Annotated in this window: 17 protein-coding genes; 2 read left to right on the forward strand and 15 right to left on the reverse strand. The window is 29.8% G+C overall.

The genetic code is table 11. The features are described from left to right. Positions 1 to 367: 367 nt before the first annotated feature. The 6 genes from HMPREF3131_RS03245 to HMPREF3131_RS03270 form a co-directional block, all read right to left on the reverse strand. Positions 368 to 1,432 carry an Mrp/NBP35 family ATP-binding protein gene (locus HMPREF3131_RS03245; protein ID WP_017175364.1) on the reverse strand — a complete coding sequence of 355 codons (1,065 nt, stop codon included), beginning with the start codon at positions 1,430 to 1,432 and terminating at the stop codon, positions 368 to 370. Positions 1,433 to 1,523: 91 nt separating this feature from the next. Next, complete coding sequence (locus tag HMPREF3131_RS03250; protein ID WP_017175365.1) at positions 1,524 to 1,991, reverse strand: SepA family multidrug efflux transporter; 468 nt, start codon at positions 1,989 to 1,991, stop codon at positions 1,524 to 1,526. 74 nt (positions 1,992 to 2,065) lie between these two features. Then, the gene (sdrM, locus tag HMPREF3131_RS03255; RefSeq protein WP_048683345.1) at positions 2,066 to 3,406 is read right to left on the reverse strand and encodes a multidrug efflux MFS transporter SdrM; all 1,341 of its coding nucleotides are present in this window, start codon (positions 3,404 to 3,406) and stop codon (positions 2,066 to 2,068) included. A 187-nt stretch (positions 3,407 to 3,593) separates the two neighbouring features. Beyond that, positions 3,594 to 4,277 (reverse strand): PAQR family membrane homeostasis protein TrhA, encoded by a 684-nt coding sequence (locus HMPREF3131_RS03260; RefSeq protein ID WP_019835206.1) that lies wholly within the window; start codon positions 4,275 to 4,277, stop codon positions 3,594 to 3,596. A gap of 16 nt (positions 4,278 to 4,293) precedes the next feature. Then, entirely contained in the window at positions 4,294 to 5,481 is a 1,188-nt protein-coding gene (locus HMPREF3131_RS03265; protein WP_019835205.1) for a UTP--glucose-1-phosphate uridylyltransferase, read from the reverse strand. Positions 5,482 to 5,586: 105 nt separating this feature from the next. Next, on the reverse strand, positions 5,587 to 6,105 hold the full coding sequence (locus HMPREF3131_RS03270; protein ID WP_017175369.1) for a metal-dependent hydrolase: 519 nt from the start codon (positions 6,103 to 6,105) through the stop codon (positions 5,587 to 5,589). A gap of 176 nt (positions 6,106 to 6,281) precedes the next feature. Here HMPREF3131_RS03270 and HMPREF3131_RS03275 point away from each other — a divergent pair, with 176 nt between their 5' ends. After that, positions 6,282 to 6,596, forward strand: a complete 315-nt coding sequence (locus HMPREF3131_RS03275) for a heme oxygenase (RefSeq protein ID WP_048680627.1) — start codon at positions 6,282 to 6,284, stop codon at positions 6,594 to 6,596. Between the two features lie 57 nt (positions 6,597 to 6,653). On the opposite strand, the gene HMPREF3131_RS03280 is transcribed toward HMPREF3131_RS03275, so the two are convergent. The 6 genes from HMPREF3131_RS03280 to HMPREF3131_RS03305 all read right to left on the reverse strand — a co-directional run bounded on the left by HMPREF3131_RS03280 (position 6,654) and on the right by HMPREF3131_RS03305 (position 14,278). Then, entirely contained in the window at positions 6,654 to 7,970 is a 1,317-nt protein-coding gene (locus HMPREF3131_RS03280) for a YjiH family protein (protein WP_080983430.1), read from the reverse strand. Positions 7,971 to 8,256: 286 nt separating this feature from the next. After that, entirely contained in the window at positions 8,257 to 9,222 is a 966-nt protein-coding gene (locus HMPREF3131_RS03285) for a FecCD family ABC transporter permease (RefSeq protein ID WP_017175371.1), read from the reverse strand. Next, complete coding sequence (locus HMPREF3131_RS03290) at positions 9,219 to 10,250, reverse strand: FecCD family ABC transporter permease (protein ID WP_017175372.1); 1,032 nt, start codon at positions 10,248 to 10,250, stop codon at positions 9,219 to 9,221. The genes HMPREF3131_RS03285 and HMPREF3131_RS03290 overlap by 4 nt, the downstream gene beginning before the upstream one ends. A gap of 12 nt (positions 10,251 to 10,262) precedes the next feature. Further along, complete coding sequence (locus tag HMPREF3131_RS03295) at positions 10,263 to 11,261, reverse strand: ABC transporter substrate-binding protein (protein ID WP_017175373.1); 999 nt, start codon at positions 11,259 to 11,261, stop codon at positions 10,263 to 10,265. Between the two features lie 197 nt (positions 11,262 to 11,458). Continuing rightward, on the reverse strand, positions 11,459 to 12,520 hold the full coding sequence (locus HMPREF3131_RS03300) for an alanine racemase (RefSeq protein WP_017175374.1): 1,062 nt from the start codon (positions 12,518 to 12,520) through the stop codon (positions 11,459 to 11,461). Next, positions 12,521 to 14,278, reverse strand: coding sequence for an IucA/IucC family protein (locus HMPREF3131_RS03305; RefSeq protein WP_049416146.1), 1,758 nt, complete (start codon positions 14,276 to 14,278; stop codon positions 12,521 to 12,523). It abuts the gene before it with no gap. 213 nt (positions 14,279 to 14,491) lie between these two features. Between HMPREF3131_RS03305 and HMPREF3131_RS03310 the strand changes: the two genes are divergently transcribed. Beyond that, on the forward strand, positions 14,492 to 16,435 hold the full coding sequence (locus tag HMPREF3131_RS03310) for an IucA/IucC family protein (protein WP_049416144.1): 1,944 nt from the start codon (positions 14,492 to 14,494) through the stop codon (positions 16,433 to 16,435). A gap of 110 nt (positions 16,436 to 16,545) precedes the next feature. On the opposite strand, the gene HMPREF3131_RS03315 is transcribed toward HMPREF3131_RS03310, so the two are convergent. From HMPREF3131_RS03315 to amaP, 3 genes are all read right to left on the reverse strand, one after another. Then, positions 16,546 to 17,094 carry an Asp23/Gls24 family envelope stress response protein gene (locus HMPREF3131_RS03315; protein ID WP_002448598.1) on the reverse strand — a complete coding sequence of 183 codons (549 nt, stop codon included), beginning with the start codon at positions 17,092 to 17,094 and terminating at the stop codon, positions 16,546 to 16,548. A 78-nt stretch (positions 17,095 to 17,172) separates the two neighbouring features. Beyond that, positions 17,173 to 17,409, reverse strand: coding sequence for a DUF2273 domain-containing protein (locus HMPREF3131_RS03320; protein WP_002448488.1), 237 nt, complete (start codon positions 17,407 to 17,409; stop codon positions 17,173 to 17,175). A gap of 12 nt (positions 17,410 to 17,421) precedes the next feature. Continuing rightward, positions 17,422 to 17,958, reverse strand: a complete 537-nt coding sequence (gene amaP / locus HMPREF3131_RS03325; RefSeq protein ID WP_002448415.1) for an alkaline shock response membrane anchor protein AmaP — start codon at positions 17,956 to 17,958, stop codon at positions 17,422 to 17,424. Between the last annotated feature and the right edge of the window lie 76 nt (positions 17,959 to 18,034).

Consider the following 18,034-nt stretch of genomic DNA (forward strand, 5'->3'; position numbering starts at 1 on the left):
TCATTCAGTTTTCAATGTTCATTTAAAATGTAATCTATTAAATTATATCAATTTCAATTTCGAAAGTCAACAACTAATTTCGATTACTTTTAATATTTTATATCGTTTTTCAAATTTATGCAATGGTAAATTTTACACTGAATTTACATTTTTTAAAATGTATTAACACTTCTTGAAAACGACTTTTATATCTTATCAAATAATTCATTTAGTGTCAACAAATTATTTCGAAAAATTTATTTTTGTTTTAAGCAATTCTTTTAACTTGCTCACAAAAAAAAATTCTATCAGAATTTTTATATTTTGCAATAGCAAAAGTGCTCGAAATGATATTTTTTTCGAGCACTTTTACACTAATGTTTATTTATTATTTTATTGTTGTAGCAATCACTTTTTGTGCAATTGTTTTATAGATTTTTCCTAATCGATCTTCCTCTTGATAAATAGATGGTGAAAAGTCATTAGGATTCCAAGAAGGTTGTTCAAGAGGTAGTTCTCCTAGCAATTGGGTATTTAGCTCGTCCGCAAGTTTACGTCCGCCACCTTTACCAAATACATACTCTTTTTTTCCAGTTTCTTTACTTTCAAAATAACTCATATTTTCAATAACACCTAAAATAGAATGCTCTGTATGCTTAGCCATAGCTCCAGCTCTTGCTGCTACAAATGCTGCTGTTGGATGTGGTGTGGTTACTATTATTTCTTTACTACTTGGTAACATTGAATGAACGTCAAGGGCTACATCACCTGTTCCAGGAGGTAAATCAAGTAATAAGTAATCTAATTCTCCCCATTTAACTTCAACAAAGAAATTCGTCAACATTTTTCCTAACATAGGACCACGCCAAATAACTGGTGCATTTTCTTCAACGAAAAATGCCATTGAAATCACTTTAACACCATGACGTTCTACAGGAATAATCTCTTTTCCTTGAACACCAGGCTTTTCATCTATCCCCATCATATCTGGAACACTAAAACCATAAATGTCAGCATCTATGAGACCTACTCTTTTACCCTCTCTCGCTAATGCTACTGCTAAGTTTACGGCTATAGTTGATTTCCCTACTCCACCTTTACCAGAAGCAATTGCAATAAACTCCACTGGATTATTCTGTGATAATAATCCCTCAATTGTCTTAGGTTTCTCTTTTTCTTTTCCTGTATATTTTTCCACAACTTCAGCAGGTAGTTCCTCAAAACGAATGCCCACTGTATTTGCACCATTTTCTTTTAAAGCTTTAACCACTGACATTTGCAAATCAAGCTGTGGTTGTCCTCCTAATTGAGCCATAGCAACTTTAACACTTACATGTTGAATTTCTTCTTTTATTTTTACTTCTACAATTCCCTTTGTTTCTTTTAAAGGCACATTAATAATTGGGTCTTTTAAGTCTCCCACTATTTTTTTTACTTGTTCTACCGTTAACAACTCATTATCCCCCTTAAGTTTCTTTATATTTACATTTTAACAAATTTACTTATAAACTGTGCTGAATTTATCAAGAATTTATAGCTTATGTTTACTTCTTATCATTCAAGTCTTCGCTATCTGGATAAAAAATCATTTTACATAAATATAGTATTCCAATAATTAATGCAATAACCCAAAATTCAATTTTAATATATACGTAATGAATATGAATAACAAAATAGAATAGAATAGTCGTAATCACATATGAAATTAAATGAAATAGTGTTCCATTAAAATATGGATTATTAGGTAATTGCTTTCTAAAGTAATCCATTAAATGCTCAATAGCGAATAGCAAAAAGTATCCAAATACTATATAGCTACCGTAATATACTAAATTGCTGAATAAATCCTTATTATATGTAAAGAATCCTAATTTTAAAAAAATAAGAATTCGACTTAATCCAAATAACCCAAATCCTAAAAATATTAAAAATATACAACCTGATAGAATAAAAATAAGAAGAATAAGAAGAGTCGGAAAGATACCATTAAATTTTTGATTAGAAAATTTCATTTCTCTCTTTCCTCCTCTTTTCATCCATACTTTATAATGCCACTTTATCATTTATATATAGTAACTTAAAATTATTATTTTATACCTTCTTTATTCTCTTCAAATAAAAATACCCACATTAAAATTAATATAAGCGCAACAATTGTGATTACAGTTAATATATTATAGAAGTTACCTCCTAATAAACCAAATTGAAGTGCATATAATGACCCCATCAATGTAGATCCTATAGATGATCCTAAATTTTTAGTTAATGCATAGAATGACATCATTTTTTTCATATATTTAGGACTTGTTTCTTCTTGAACAATAACACTGTCTTTAGTATAAACAAAGCCAAAACTCAATCCTGCAAGAATCACAGCTCCCGCAATAATAAGAGGAATATGAAGTCCAAATACTAAAATCATATTACTTAAAATTAATGATATGAAAGCTCCTATATATAGTTTTTTTCTTGAAAATTTTGATTCTACTTTAGCTAAGTTGAAGTTTAAAGCTAACCATGCAACAGAAAGTGGAAATATCACTAATCCACTTTGTATTGGAGATAATTTTAAATGATCTTGTAAATAAACAGGTATATATAAGTTATACCCCATTAGACATATTGCTATAAGTAAATCAGTTATAAATACCAGTGAAATTGATTTATTAAATTCACTTATTGGTAAAAAAGGCATATCTGTTTTATTTTCATATTTGAATAAAACGAATAATATAACTATTGCTAGTATTAATGCAATAATATTAAAAGTAACACCTGTTTTATTTAATAAACTAAACATAAGAAGTCCAATAAAAATATAAAACAAAGATAATCCTTTTACATCAAAGTGTATATGTTGTACTTCCGCTTCTTCTGGAAAATGAAAAGTAAGAAAAGCTAAAACAATAGCTATCAATGCAATTGGTATGTTGATATAAAATAACCAATGCCATGTTGCAACTTCTAATATTCCACCACCTAATAATGGTCCAAGAATACTTGAAATTCCCCAGACACTTCCAACGATGCCCATTATTTTGTAACGAAGCGGAATTTCAAATGCTAGTTTTGGTACAATTTGAGTCAAAGACATCATAACTCCTGCGCCAAGTCCCTGGAGGGCTCTTGAAATAATTAACATTATAAACGTCTCACTCATGCCTGACATAAAACTTCCAATACCAAATAATAGTATGCCGACTACAGCTATATATAGAATCTTAAATCTTGTGAGAAGTTCACCCACAATAGGATTTGCTACTACAAGTGCTATAAAATAAACGGTAAAGACTAATGGCACTGCTGTACCAGCATTCAAATCTTTACGAATGGTAGGCAATGCTAGTGAAATAATTGAACTTTCAATTGCTGCCATAAACATTGTTAAAACCAAAGTCACTACAATACCTATTGATTTTAATTTCATCTTTGCCCTCCTATATATTTAAAAAGTTCATAATATAGAATATCCTTAATTATATTCATAAACAATTTTAATGTATTATTAAAAAAAGAAAAAACAGGATAGAATTCTTTTTGAATTCATAGTCCTGTTTCTAAATAAGCACTTAATAAACTAAGTTATTCTCAATGATATAACCTTTCAACTAGGTCTACATAAAATATACGATTCCTATAAAATGAAAGAGTGATGCAATAACGATAAAAATATGCCATATCATATGAAAATATGGACGGTTTTTTTGTGCATAAAACCATGCTCCAATAGTATAAGAAAGACCACCTAATACGATAAATAAAATAAATAACCAAGATGTTCTAATAATAATCACAGGTAAAAATATAATACCAACCCATCCCATAACTAAGTAAACAATTAAGCTTAATTTGGAATTTACATGAGTTGAAATTGACTTATATAGAATACCCCATATTGTTGTTCCCCATAATAACAAAAAGACCAGCCATCCTAACCAACCTCCAACAACTGTTAGTAAGACTGGTGTATACGTTCCAGAAATTGCTACATATATCATACTGTGGTCAATAATTCTTAATATATACTTATGCGATGTATTATTTTTCATTGAATGATATACAGTAGAGGAAATAAACATCATGAAAATACTAATAACAAAGATAGAGACACTAATAGAACTTAGTGTTCCATACTCATTATAACTATGTACTGCTGCATAAGGCAGTAAAAATAAAGTCATTAGTGCAGCAACACCATGTGAGGTTGCATTACCAATTTCCTCGCCAAAAGATAGTGGAATGATGTCTTTAAATGATTCAATTACATTATCTTTTGTATGCTGAGATGATTTAGACATCGTATTCCACCATCCTTTAAATTACATTCATTCGTTTTAAATCATCAGTTGCAGTTTCTACACTGTCTTTTCCCTCTTTATTTTTCAAGGGTGAAAATTCTTCTTTTCTTGGAACTTGTAATGTAATAAAACTATTCGCATATCGGAAAATATCAAAATAAAATAGTTCAAATTTTAAAGATGTTTTTTCAATCAAACCAAAGTCATCATCCAGTTGTTTCAATTTTTTAATGGCTAAATGATATGGTAAATCATTATTTACCGCTTGATTTATAAATGATAACTTAAATGCGTGAATGCCAATATTTGCATTATCAAATGTATTCGCTACATTTTCATCAAGTTCTGAATATTCAAGTACAGTATCTTTATTATCTTTACTAACTAATCGTCCAACACTTTCACCCTTTTTAGGTTGAATAGATTTAGATGTGATATCTTTATCATTTACTACTGTAAATCCTACAAATACTGGATCAAGAACTTTTACTAACACATTGTCAATATTATTTAAGAAAATGAACTTTACGCCATCTTTCTCCATTTTATCTAAATAACCTTTATGCTCTAGCGATTTAAATATCCCACCATTACCATTAGGTGTTTCCATAATATAGCCTTTTTCATTAAAAATCAGTCTACCATTTTCACTTAGAGCCACAATGTTGTCTTGTTTAAAAAAGTGAATACGTTCTGGGTTATAACCAAAATAATCATGGTTTTCAAAGTAACGTAATGTTTCCTCATGATTAATATCACTAGTCATAATATACCAATTAATACAATGTCCTGTTTCATTTTTTAGATGCAATAGTTGTCTTGCTTGAAGTTCAAATAAGCTTACACCTTCAATTTCAAAAGAACCTTTAGGTCCCTTATAACCTAAACGTGTGCCTTGACCACCAGCCATAAGAACAACAGCAAATTCTCCATTTCTTATTGCTTCTATTCCTTTATGTTCATAATATTCACGATCTTGTTCAGTGAATGCTTCCTTAATTTTATAATCAACTTCAGAAACTGCAGTAACATCTGTAATTGTTTTACGATTAACATATAAACTTTGATAAAGTTCTTGAATAAATTCTAAATCTAATGAGTTCACTTTTTCATCTAATTGCTCTTTTTCATTACTACTCATCATTTTCTCATATTCAATTAAATGTTCTTGATTGTATTTTTCTAATTTACTTTGATCTAGCATTTATAACTCTCCTTATAGATAGTTCGCGTCATTCAAATATATTTATCATATTAATTATAAATTTGATATTAAGACAAGAAAGATGATCCATCATATTCATTGATATCATCCGGACAATGAATGGCTCACATATTTCAAAATTTCATTTATAAACTCTTGAAATATTATGTATATTGCTCCAATACTAAAAGCTGTTGATAAGGATGCATCTAAAAAACCACCAGTTTTGAAAGTAAAAGGAAACTTAATCGCTAAAGGTATTGGATAAAGTAACTTTACCCCTCTAGGTGTCAACATATCTAGTATAACATGAGAAGCCATTGCACCGATAATAGTAACTAAATAATAAGTCGGAGTTTGAATTAAAATAAGTAAAAAACCTATCATACCTAAGAATAACAATGAATGCGTAAATGTTCGATGCCCAAAGATAGTACTAACGAGCAAACTAAGAATTTTAAATTGTCTTCCAATCTTACTTCGTGTATGACAAATATCTGGAAGTAAACTTCCTGCTATTGCTAAACAAATTACTGTTACAGTAGAAAATAGATCTGTATGATAATGGTCAACTGTTATTGCTCCTACAAGCAAACCAGCAGCTACATGCGTTTTTCCTGTCATTTATCTTCTCCTTTATTAAAAATATATTAACATAAATAGTCTTAAAATACGAACATATTTTCGGTATATAGATACCTTTCTTTAAACGTTTATTTTTCTTATTTATTACATGTGTTTTATTTGATATATCTTTGAATTTGTATATTATTAAAATAAATAAGCAAGGAGGTCTGACTATGTTTGTTGTTACAAATCGTATTACTGTAAAAAAAGGATTTGCTGAAAAAATGGCACCACGTTTCACTAAAGGTGGTAAGATTGAACAACTAGACGGTTTCAGAAAAATTGAAGTTTGGCAAATTGACAATACTAATGATACTGAAGATATGTATGTTAATACATGGTGGGACAATGAAGAAAACTTCAAAGCTTGGACCCAAAGTGATGCGTTTAAAGAAGCACATAAAAATACTGGAAAATCTTCAACAGAAGATTCACCAGTAGTAACAAGTGAAATTGTAAAAGCAAACGTACTATCAACTTTAGAATAGAAAAAGAAGCAGGAAGGAATTGGAATTGCATTCATCAATCCTTACCCTGCTTCTTTTTTATAGTAATAAATGTGCCATTAAAGCAATAATTGGTAATGTGATTGCAGTTCTAATTAAAAATATCATAAATAACTTTCCGAGACTGACTGGAATTTTAGAACCTAAAATCACACCGCCCACTTCAGATAGATAAATTAATTGAGATATACTTAAAGCACCAATCACAAATCGTGTCAATTCACTGTGCACCGTCGCTATTAAGATAGAAGGTAAAAACATATCTGCAAAACCAATAAGTAAAGTTTCGGATGCTTTTGCAGCTTCAGGAATTTGAAGTAATTGTAATATAGGAATAAATGGCTTTCCTATGATTTCAAATACTGGTGTATAATTTGCTATTATCGTAGCAATAGTCCCTATACTCATAACTACTGGTAAAATAACAAACCACATATCAATCACCGTTTTAATTCCCGTTTTAAAAAATTCTTTAACTCCTGGTGCTTTTAGCCCTACAATTGTAGCTTCATCAAAACCGTGAGCTAATGCAGTTTTTCCTTCTGGAAGTTTTTCAAGTCGTGTACTTTCAGATACTTCTTTCGTAAAATCATCCGGAATTTGATTTAGTGGCCATATTCTTGGCATGATCATCGCTGCAACTAAGCAAGAAACAATTACTGTTAAATAAAATACAAAAAACTTTTGTTGTAATCCAATAGTTTGAGCAATAACAATAGCAAATGTGATCGATACAACACTAAAAGTTGTAGAAATTACTATTGATTCTCTTTTTGAATAAATACCTTTTTCATATTGACGACTTGTAATAAGCACGCCTACTGTTCCATCTCCTATAAATGAGGCTAAATTATCAACTGCTGATCGTCCTGGTAAAGTAAATAATGGTCTCATGATTGGTCTAAACAATGGTCCTAAAAATTCTAATAAACCGTATTCCATTAATAAAGGTAAAAATAAGGCAGCAAAAAGGAATACTGCTACTAATGTAGGTAATAAGTCATTAAATACTAATCCGCCCGTATCTTCTGAATAGATCACTTTACTTCCAATTTTAAAATAAGTCATCCAAGCAAATACAACTGCAAGTACTCTTAATATCATCCACACTGGGCCTACTTGAAATGCATTCGCGATAAGACCACCTGGTTTTACTTTATCCTTTAAAATTGTTGAAAATAAAATAGTCAAAATAGTCGATAACGTAATGATTGTAATAATGAGAATTGACATTGCAGGTCCTAATAAATCTTTTAACCAATTTGCCAAAAATGCCACTGGTAATGTTGTTTGTTTCTCCCCATCTTGTACATTTGGAATAGGTATTAAAAATAAAATAATACCAATGATTGACATCGATATAAATTTTATTCTTCCTTTTATTTTTTCCTGTTTGTTATAATTCTCCAATATTCACCCTTCTCTCTATTTGTATAGGTAATTGTATTTATTCATTTATTTTGTATTTTCATCGAAATTAACGTCTATTAATTATATAAATATAACTTTATATGTATTTTTATAAACAATATGTACTTTACTATATCTTATTTTCAAATAACTTGCAATATACAAAAGTTTAAAATTCCACAAAAAATGTGAGATAGCATTCACTGTGAATACGATCTCACTCTTTTAACATTTAAATTCTTCTAAGTAACAATAAAAAGTATGGAACACCAACAATGGCAATAACTACGCCTACTGGTATATCAAGTGGCGGATGAATACCTCTTGCTAATCCATCACTAAATAAAATGAGGATTGCTCCAATTAAACCAGACATCATTACGACGTGAACATGACGATATCCGACGATTTTTCGAGCTATGTGTGGCGCAATCAATCCAAGAAAACTGATTCCTCCAACTATTGAAATAGATGATCCTGCTAACATCACTGATAAAATCAACAGTATCATTTTAATACGTTTTATTCGTGTACCTAATGCTATCGCTATTGAATCTCCTAGGTTTAAGATATCGAGTTGATGACTTAAAGCAATGACGATTGGAATCGTAATAATAAACCAAGGTAAAATTGAATATACATTTTCTATCGTATGACCATAAAGACTACCTGTTAACCATATAAGCGCATTATTTGCATCCATGGGATTTCGTATTAGTAAAAATTGTACAATTGCTGTACATATAGCACCAATTGCTAAGCCAATTAATGCCAAGGTAGATCCTTTAATATTAAATTGAGATATTAAAAAAGATAAAATTAAACTGATTATTAATGCACCAACAAATGAACCCATAGGTAAAATGATTAAAGGAGCATTGGGAAAAACCATAATAATTATAATCGCTGCTAAACTTGCACCTTTAGTCATTCCAATAACATCTGGAGAAGCGAGAGGATTTTTTACTACCCCTTGTATGATTGTTCCTGAAATAGCTAAACTACTTCCTACTATTAATCCTAAAAGTGTTCTAGGTATACGATATTCATTTAGAATAAAATCATCTTGTATCAATAAACTATTTATTACTTTAACGGGATTATACATTGTTGCGCCGACGCATAAGCTAATAAATATACTTATGATTAATATCGTAACGACAAGTGCATAACGAATAGCTAATGAGTGGTGTGTCATATTCGTTTCACTCTCCTTAAAGTAATAAATAAGAAATAAAATGCTCCTATAAATGAAGTAACAATTCCAACTGGTGATTCATAGGGATATGTAATTAAACGACTCAATGTATCAGATAATAACAATAAATTTGCGCCAACTATAAATGTTAACGGAATTAAAATGAAGTAATTATGCGGTGCATAACGTTTTACTATATGTGGCACGATTAATCCTATAAATCCAATAGGTCCTACAATAGAGACAGATGTCCCAGCAAATATAATAACAAGTAATCCGATAATGATTCTTATCACTTCAGTTTTTTGACCTAAACTTTTGGCTAGTGTATCACCTAATTCCATTATTGTAAGTTGTCTTGCAAATGCAATTAGTATGATAAGTCCCATAAGAATCCAAGGACAAATTATCATTACATCTTTCCATTTCATTCCATTTAAAGAGCCAACTAACCAAAACATAACAGTAGAATTAGAATCTTCATTAAGTAAAATAATACCTTGTGTAAGACTACTAAAAAACAAATGTACTGCCATTCCTGCTAAAGCTAATTTCACTGGTGTTATTTTTTTCGTAGAACCAGATAATAAATACACAGTTAACCCACCAATAAATGCCCCAATAAACGCTAAATAGGTTGCATAGTTTCCCATCGTAGGCATTAATACTGTCACTAATACGATAATAAATGAAGCACCCGCATTTACCCCAAATATTTGCGGAGATGCTAATGGATTTCTAGTTATAGATTGCATGAGTAAACCAGCCAGAGCTAAGGCACCTCCCACAAGTATGGCAACAATCATCCTTGGCATTCTAACACTTTGAATGATAAACGTCTGCTTGTTTTCAATTGAAGTAAAAAAGTAATGATACATATCTTTAGTTTGAATATTTAAAGTTCCAGTGGCTAAATTAAGATAAACAAAAATAACAAGAAGGCAAACACTCACTGAAAAGGTGAGTGTCATACGCTTCTTGATTGATCTTTTATTAGCAGAAAGACGATTACTTTTTTGTATAGTCATTGTCAATCCATCCTATTTATTTCTATCTTTTTTTGAGATTTCTACGATTTCTTTAGCCATTTCTTCTGAAGAGATTAAACCACGTGCGCGGGCCCATGTATCACGATCAACCACATCTATTTTATGATTTTTAACTGCATCAAGTTTGTTCCAAATAGGATCTTTTTTCAATTCTTGATAAGAAGGTTCATTAGAACTTGCACCATTTGTCATAATAAACATGCGTTCTGGATTGATTTCAGATAATGTTTCTGAATTGAGTTGTAAATAAGGTCCTTGTAAATATTTACTTAATCCTTTCGTCACATCTTTATTTAATGCTTCTTTAAAACCTAATTCACCTAATAACTGTCCCACATAAGATTCACTTGGATGCGCTAGTAACCCAGACTTAGACGCTACAGCTGGAAGTACTTTTTCATTTTTATCAAATTGAATCTCTTGTTTATATTGAGCTATTTTTTTCTTATGTTCGTCTAAACGTTTTTTACCCTGTTTCTCTTTATTAAGAGATTTAGCTATAACTTTAAACGCTCCGATATTTTCATTATAGTCGCCGTCGAAGCTTTTTAATTCTATTGTTGGAGCAATTTTACTTAATTCCTTATAAATTCCTTTATGTCGATTACTGTCAGCAATAATTAAATCAGGTTTTAATTTACTTATTTCTTCTAAATTTGGTTGTTTACGCGTACCAACAGATGTATAATTTCCAATTTTATCTCTTAACGGTTTAATTATTCTATTCTTTTTATTATCGTCTGCTATTCCTACAGGCTTAACATCCAAAGCTACTAATGCATCAACAAATGAAAATTCTAAAGCTACTACTCTCTTAGCATCTTTAGGTACTTTAGTTGTTCCTAAATCATGTTTAATCTCAATAATATCTTTAGATGACGAAATTTGATTAGATGAATTTGAACCATTGTTACTTACCTTTCCACATGCAGTTGTTAATACTAAAATCAGTAATATTGAAATAATTCCAAAAATTGTTGTTCTTTTCATGATGACACTCCTTAATATGTATTGAGGTATATCTTCATTTTATTGATAACGATTATCATTGTCAATAAAATATAAAAATAAAGATTGGCACAGAATTTATTTTGAATTCGTTGGCCCATCACGAAAACGTTGACTGCCAACGCCAACGCATAAAGAAATCTGAGACACTATTGATGTCTCAGATTCTATATAATGCGTTATTTGTTGTTGATATATTTTGATTGATTCAAATTGTTAATACGTTGAGAAATAGTATGTTCTTCACTATAATATTTTTCCATTCTCTGATGATACATTAGTTGTGATAGCGCTTCGTATTCTAATGAAAATGGTATGCAATCTCCTACTTTATAGTTAATTTCTTCTTTTAAATCTATCATTAAATGATCACTTGAAGCACCCATAATTTCTATTCGATGATTGAGTGGTTTTATTTTTTCAATCACAGTATCAATATATCCCACATCTACAATAGCTTGTAAGTAACTTTCTTTTGTCTTCGTATACCTAGGTTTAATTTCAATAATTTCCGCTTCAAGTAATATTGCATTTTGAAATAACTCGGGTATATTTTGATTAGTAGTTGTATCCACACCACGAAATAATGTTTCTCCTATTCTCAACTCATTAATACATCCTAAATCATATTGTTTTAATAATGGAAGCATACTTGAGTTACCTCCAGAAATAACTTCAAATGATACTCCTGTTTCGTATTGTACATGATGAACAAATTGATTTATTTCGTCGATATCATTTAATGTTGGAGCTTTAGACTTAAAACACATGAAATTAAATGCAAGACCTAAAAGTTTTATATTATTCATTAGTTTTATTTCATGAATATATTCAACTATATCATAAGGTAATACACCTTCACGTTGATCTTTCCAATCGACCATCAATATAACTTGATGTTGATTACTCATTTCATTTGCAATATGATTTAACTGATGTATTGTTGCCATTTCTGTTTGAATACTTACGTAACTCTTTTTAATCAAATCTTCATACTGATGCTTTAAAGGAGATCTCAAAAGTAAAAATTGACAATCTTTTGTAAATTGCTGAGGAATATTTTCTAGTCGAGATTCTGCAAAGTAGTTAAATCCTACTTTCATTAATCGTTTAATGATATGTTCATCTCCAGCAATACTTTTTATCACAGGTATCATGGCTATGTTTTTGCTGTCAAACAACATTTTTAATACATGTGCATTATATTCAATCTTTGATAAATTGATTACAATACGAGACACTTAATTCACCTCTCTTTTTATTGGATTATCTAAACTAATATTCAGATATTTTTTCACTTTCTTTTTCATTCTCATTTTCAACAATGCTTTTACTGTAATTGTAGGTCCAAATAAAACTTTTCTTAATGTATCTGCATGAGGCTTAGTATCATTAATTGCTACTTCTATTTCTTCTTGAATTATATTAAAAAGTTCTTCTTCTTTTATAAATTCATACTTTTTAAAATGAAAAATTAATTCTGCTAGTTGATTTTGAACGACTGCGTGTTGAAATTTCATAATGACTTCTTCAATTGAGTCTGCAAGTAAACTTTTATTTTCCACTTCTATATGCTTTAATCTTTGACTTAGGGTTTTAATATCTATTCGAGAGCCACCGAGATCTCGCACTATAAATTGTATTTGATACTTTGGTCCTAAATGCACTAGTGTATTTTGCATATGTGCTTCTAAAGCTATACCATAATCTTGTATTAAAGCTAATAAAGGTGTTACCAGCTGACGAGTATAATTTCGCATAAACTGATGAATGGTATGTTGATTGATATCATCATTCATCCATTTAAGGTAACTATCTACTGTGATTTCATTATCTACTACATTTTTATTTACTAATGCACCTGTAACTAATAAAATACCATCGTTCTTTATAAAAGGCTTTTCACGAATAATACAAGCAAGTTGTCTAGCATCGTCACTATCTGTTTTAGCAAATAAACCATAGGGCTCAAGTACAACATCTAATTGTGTATACTGATTTAATTCACGATGTAATGCTTGACTTAATTTGGGTCCATCAATTGTTGTTTCTGGAGATACTGTCCTAACTGCACTAGTAGCTTGAACATTGACTGGTAATTTCACATGATAAGGATGATTGATTAGCGACATTGTTCTAAAAGAAGATGTTGCTTTAGATGGAACATGAAATGGAGTAGATATCAAAATGTGATTTTGTAGCCACTCCTTAAATTTATTACGAATAGTATGTTCATATTGCCATGGGTGAACTAAAATGACTTTATAGTCTTTAAGCAAACGTTCTCTATCATTCATGAATGTATGTAATTCATCAAGATATTCAGGAATAACCTCATTTAAAATGAACTGAGAATGATCAAGAATGGTTGTAACATTTACATACTCATTATGTATTAGCATCACTTTCAAATTAATAATCTTTTCAAATTCTGGCGAATAGGTTCTCACTTCTTCCATTGATAAAGGTAATTTTGTTTTAGTAAGTGGATGTGTAGGATGACCTTCAAATATTAAGCTTTCAGAATATAGTACGTCATCTATATCATTATTTTTTTTCAACTTTTCTAGCCAAGTAAAAAAATTTAAACGTTCTGAGTCATTTATATATTTATCATGTCTTTGAAGATACTCATGACGTGTATCAAATTCTTTATATACTTCAATGAAACTATCTCTGCTATGAATAAGTTCACTTTTTAAATGGAATGGGATATCAATATGAAAGTCTGTTACTAGTATGTCTAATAGGTTTTCTAGACTATCCACTGATTCTTTATGTTGATGATTCATATATATTATCGGCCCATCAAATTCATATCGAGATAATGCACTTTCGTATTTATAATGAACGTTTAGAAGCACTTGTTCAAACTCAATCGTTATATAATGATTTTCTTTAAAAATGGTAGTTGAATGAGTCCATATATTTTCCTTTATTAGAGCATTTACTACTCTATATTGCATATTTCGATCTGCATGCTTCCACTCGTTTAACATTTTTAAATCCTCCGCCTTATCATTCGTTTTCATAATTAAGTTTAACTAGTTTAATAATTATAAATTTAATTAAGGTTACTAGCAATGACATGAACTTAGAATTTATTAAAATATTGTGTCTTAAATTTAAACTATCTTTTAAAAAGGTTTAATTTTAGAGTTAGATATTATACAAACTATTTATAATTTTGTAGAATGTGGATGAGGTGTTATATGAATAAAAATACAACCATTAATAATCATAACTTACAACTTACTAATGAAGAATATGATGTTTATACATATTTAAATGAATTTTATCCTGATTTAATCAATCATTTTAAACAATATATTTTAATAGGTAGAGATAAAATTTCTCAACGTCTTATTACATCTTTATATCGTGAAAACTTAATACACGCTAAAGATAATAGTCAGATTATTAGACCTACCAAATTAACCGTATCTATGTTTTCTAAAGATAAAGACGTATTATGTATTCATTTTCCAAAATCAAATATCGATATTTACAGTCAAATAAAAGGGAGATATGCCTTCGACCGGGTAGATGTGGAAGGTCCTTTTTATATCTTAAAACATCATAATCATGAATATGAAAGAATCCAACATCCAAATGATATTCTAGATTTAATTTTAGCTGAAGCGCCAAAACTTGATAACGCTGCTAGTGAACAGTTTAGAGAAGATTTAAATAATAGTGCTGCTAATATGATTCTGGCACTAAGTTATCAAGCTAAACATATGCATTCAAACTACGAGTCCTTATGGGAATTGATTGCAAAAAGTGACGATAGTTATTTACGTTCGGAACAATCAGTTATAGAAGGTCATCCCCTTCATCCAGGCGCAAAGCTTCGTAAAGGGATGAGTGCTAAAGAGAATATTCATTATAGTTCAGAATACGGTCAAGAAATCCAGTTAAAATGTGTATTCATACATAATAGTATAGCAAATGTTCAATCCTTATCTTCAACCTATAATGATATGCTTCAACAATCTTTTCATAAATTATTTACTCACCTTTTAAATAAATATAATGATATAAGAATTGAAGATTATCATTTAATGGTTGTCCATCCTTGGCAATTCGAACATATTTTACTTAGTCAATATCAACAAGAACTAGATGAACAACTTATTATTCCTATTGATATGACCTTACCTTATTATGCTGGCTTATCATTCAGAACATTAATGCCAAAATATCCTAAACTATTCCCGCATATTAAACTTTCTACAAATGTTCATATTACTGGAGAAATACGGACGCTTTCTGAACAAACAACGCATAATGGACCTTTAGTTACTAAAATTGTGAATGATATTTTAAAAAACGACCCTGATTTTCAACCTTATCGCATAGAAACATTAGATGAAATTGCTGGCATTCATTTTTATAATTCTAAAGATCATTCAACAATCCAAACTGAACGTAGTGAACAACTGGGAACATTATTTAGAGAAAATATTTATACATTAATCGAAGAAGATACAATACCTGTCATACCTTCTAGTCTGGTTGCTTATTATCCAAACAATACTGAACCGCCAATTGAAAGCTTAATAAAACGATATCAACATACACATCAATTTAAGACATTTGAAAAAGCAGCTTATGCATGGATTCAAGATTATGCGACTCAATTATTAGGACTAGTTATTCCACTATATGTAAAATATGGAATCGCACTAGAGGCACATTTACAAAATTCTATTGCTACATTTAATCAAGATGGTAGTTTAAGTAAAATCTATATTCGAGATTTCGAAGGATTACGTATTGATGAAACTCAATTAAACCAAATGGGGTATAAAACATCACATTTCCATAAGAAATCTAGAATTCTTACTCAATCTACTGCATCTGTTTTTAATAAAGTATTCTATTCAACTGTTCAAAATCATCTAGCTGAATTAATATTAACAATTACTGAAAAAGTAGAAAATACGAATTTTGAAAAAATAATGTGGCATTATATCAGTCATATTATTCAAGATATATTAGCTAAGTTGACTGATGTTGATACAGGACGTATGCAAAAGATTACTCATACTTTATTTGCTGCAACAATTGATTATAAGTGTGTAACCACTATGCGTTTAGAAGATGAAGCACATCATTACACTTATATTAAAGTTAATAATCCACTACATTAAAATTAAGAAGCGGAATAACATTCAAATTGAATGTTATTCCGTCTCTTGTTAAAAAATGATATTAACCATAAAAAGACCTTGGAACATTCCAAGGTCTTTTTTCAATAAGCTTATTGTAAATCTGATCTTTCGAAATTATTATTGTTGTTATTATTGTTATTGTTGTTGTTATTTTTTTGGTTTTTTTGTGCCCATTCTTTTTTAGTCATTACGTCATCAACTTGCATGTTAACTTCAACAACATCTAAACCAGTAATGTATTTAACTTGTTCTTTAACTAAGTCAGTTACTTTACGGAAGATTTTTGGAGCTGATTCGCCGTATTCTAAGATGACTTTTAAGTCTACAGCCGCTTGTTTTTCACCAACTTCAACAGAAACGCCTTGTGTTACGTTGTTACCGCTTGAGAATGCACTAGAAATACTGTCAGTGAATCCGCCTTTCATATCTAAGATACCTCTTACTTCACGAGCAGCGATACCAGCAATTTTTTCGATAACTTCATCAGAGAACGTTAATTTATTTTCAAAATGTTGTTGATTATTTTGACGTTCTTCTCTGTATTGTTGTGCTTGTTCTTGACGTTCTTCTCTTTCTTTTTCATTTACTCCAGTTTGGTTATTATACGCTTGTTTAGCTTTGTTATTATCTACAGCCATGTGAATTCTCCTTTTTAAATAAAATTTAATTTTTAATACTTAATTTTTTAATTTATATGAATTCTTAAATAATGAATGTTAACTCCATCGATTTAAGAAGTTCATGAAATCTTGCGTACGGTCTTTCATATACCCAACGCCAATTCCGATTAAACATAAAACAATAATTAAAATTGTTTTCCAGAACCCTAAAGTCAGGAATAAGATTGCAATAATTAAGAATGCAAAGAAACCTATAATTCGCCATTTATACGACTTTAGGAAGTCGATAATTTGTTGAGTAGAATCTTGACTATTTTGATTATTATCAGCCATGTTATCCCTCCCTTATAGTACGCGTTGTCCGGCAGATTTTTGATCTCTAACATTAATTTCTAATTTTCTAACAGGCATTTCAGTAAAATGCTCAACATTATGTTTAATGTCAGATCTAATGCTTTCAGTTAATGATTTTACTTGCACATCATTAGGTACTAAGAAATCAGCTTTAATATCAATGTAAGAATTGTTTTTCTTATTGTAAAGTTTAGTAACCACGTTTGGTTGTCTGATTTCATCGTATTTAGTTAATGTATCGTATGCAGACTTTTCGACTGCTTTACGTGATACATAAATATGTCCATCATTATAATCTTTATAAAGACCTGGTTTTCTATATGTTGGTTTAAAGATGCTAAATACCAATATAATACCAATTAATACGAGTAAAGCAGATAAACCAATTAATAGTGGTTGGAACCAATTGAATTGTAAGAAATAGTCTTGATAACGCTTAATACGACTATCATCTATGTACATAAACAATAAGAAACCAACAATCGCAACTATTAATAGGCCAAGGATAAAGTTTTTAAATCTATGCACCTCTAAACACACCTCCTTAGTCATTGTTGAAATTATTTAATTATAAAATTTAAGTACCCTTTAAAAAATTTTTAAA

It is taken from the genome of Staphylococcus sp. HMSC14C01, assembly GCF_001808085.1.
In the GTDB taxonomy this organism is placed as follows: Bacteria; Bacillota; Bacilli; order Staphylococcales; family Staphylococcaceae; genus Staphylococcus; species Staphylococcus hominis.

Excerpts from the sequence above, each read along its gene's own strand:
- HMPREF3131_RS03250 (WP_017175365.1), bottom strand. The coding sequence starts at position 1,991 with ATGAAATTTTCTAATCAAAAATTTAATGGTATCTTTCCGACTCTTCTT.
- sdrM (WP_048683345.1), bottom strand. The coding sequence starts at position 3,406 with ATGAAATTAAAATCAATAGGTATTGTAGTGACTTTGGTTTTAACAATG.
- HMPREF3131_RS03260 (WP_019835206.1), bottom strand. The coding sequence starts at position 4,277 with ATGTCTAAATCATCTCAGCATACAAAAGATAATGTAATTGAATCATTT.
- HMPREF3131_RS03265 (WP_019835205.1), bottom strand. The coding sequence starts at position 5,481 with ATGCTAGATCAAAGTAAATTAGAAAAATACAATCAAGAACATTTAATT.
- HMPREF3131_RS03270 (WP_017175369.1), bottom strand. The coding sequence starts at position 6,105 with ATGACAGGAAAAACGCATGTAGCTGCTGGTTTGCTTGTAGGAGCAATA.
- HMPREF3131_RS03275 (WP_048680627.1), top strand. The coding sequence starts at position 6,282 with ATGTTTGTTGTTACAAATCGTATTACTGTAAAAAAAGGATTTGCTGAA.
- HMPREF3131_RS03280 (WP_080983430.1), bottom strand. The coding sequence starts at position 7,970 with ATGTCAATCATTGGTATTATTTTATTTTTAATACCTATTCCAAATGTA.
- HMPREF3131_RS03285 (WP_017175371.1), bottom strand. The coding sequence starts at position 9,222 with ATGACACACCACTCATTAGCTATTCGTTATGCACTTGTCGTTACGATA.
- HMPREF3131_RS03290 (WP_017175372.1), bottom strand. The coding sequence starts at position 10,250 with ATGACTATACAAAAAAGTAATCGTCTTTCTGCTAATAAAAGATCAATC.
- HMPREF3131_RS03295 (WP_017175373.1), bottom strand. The coding sequence starts at position 11,261 with ATGAAAAGAACAACAATTTTTGGAATTATTTCAATATTACTGATTTTA.
- HMPREF3131_RS03305 (WP_049416146.1), bottom strand. The coding sequence starts at position 14,278 with ATGTTAAACGAGTGGAAGCATGCAGATCGAAATATGCAATATAGAGTA.
- HMPREF3131_RS03310 (WP_049416144.1), top strand. The coding sequence starts at position 14,492 with ATGAATAAAAATACAACCATTAATAATCATAACTTACAACTTACTAAT.
- HMPREF3131_RS03315 (WP_002448598.1), bottom strand. The coding sequence starts at position 17,094 with ATGGCTGTAGATAATAACAAAGCTAAACAAGCGTATAATAACCAAACT.
- HMPREF3131_RS03320 (WP_002448488.1), bottom strand. The coding sequence starts at position 17,409 with ATGGCTGATAATAATCAAAATAGTCAAGATTCTACTCAACAAATTATC.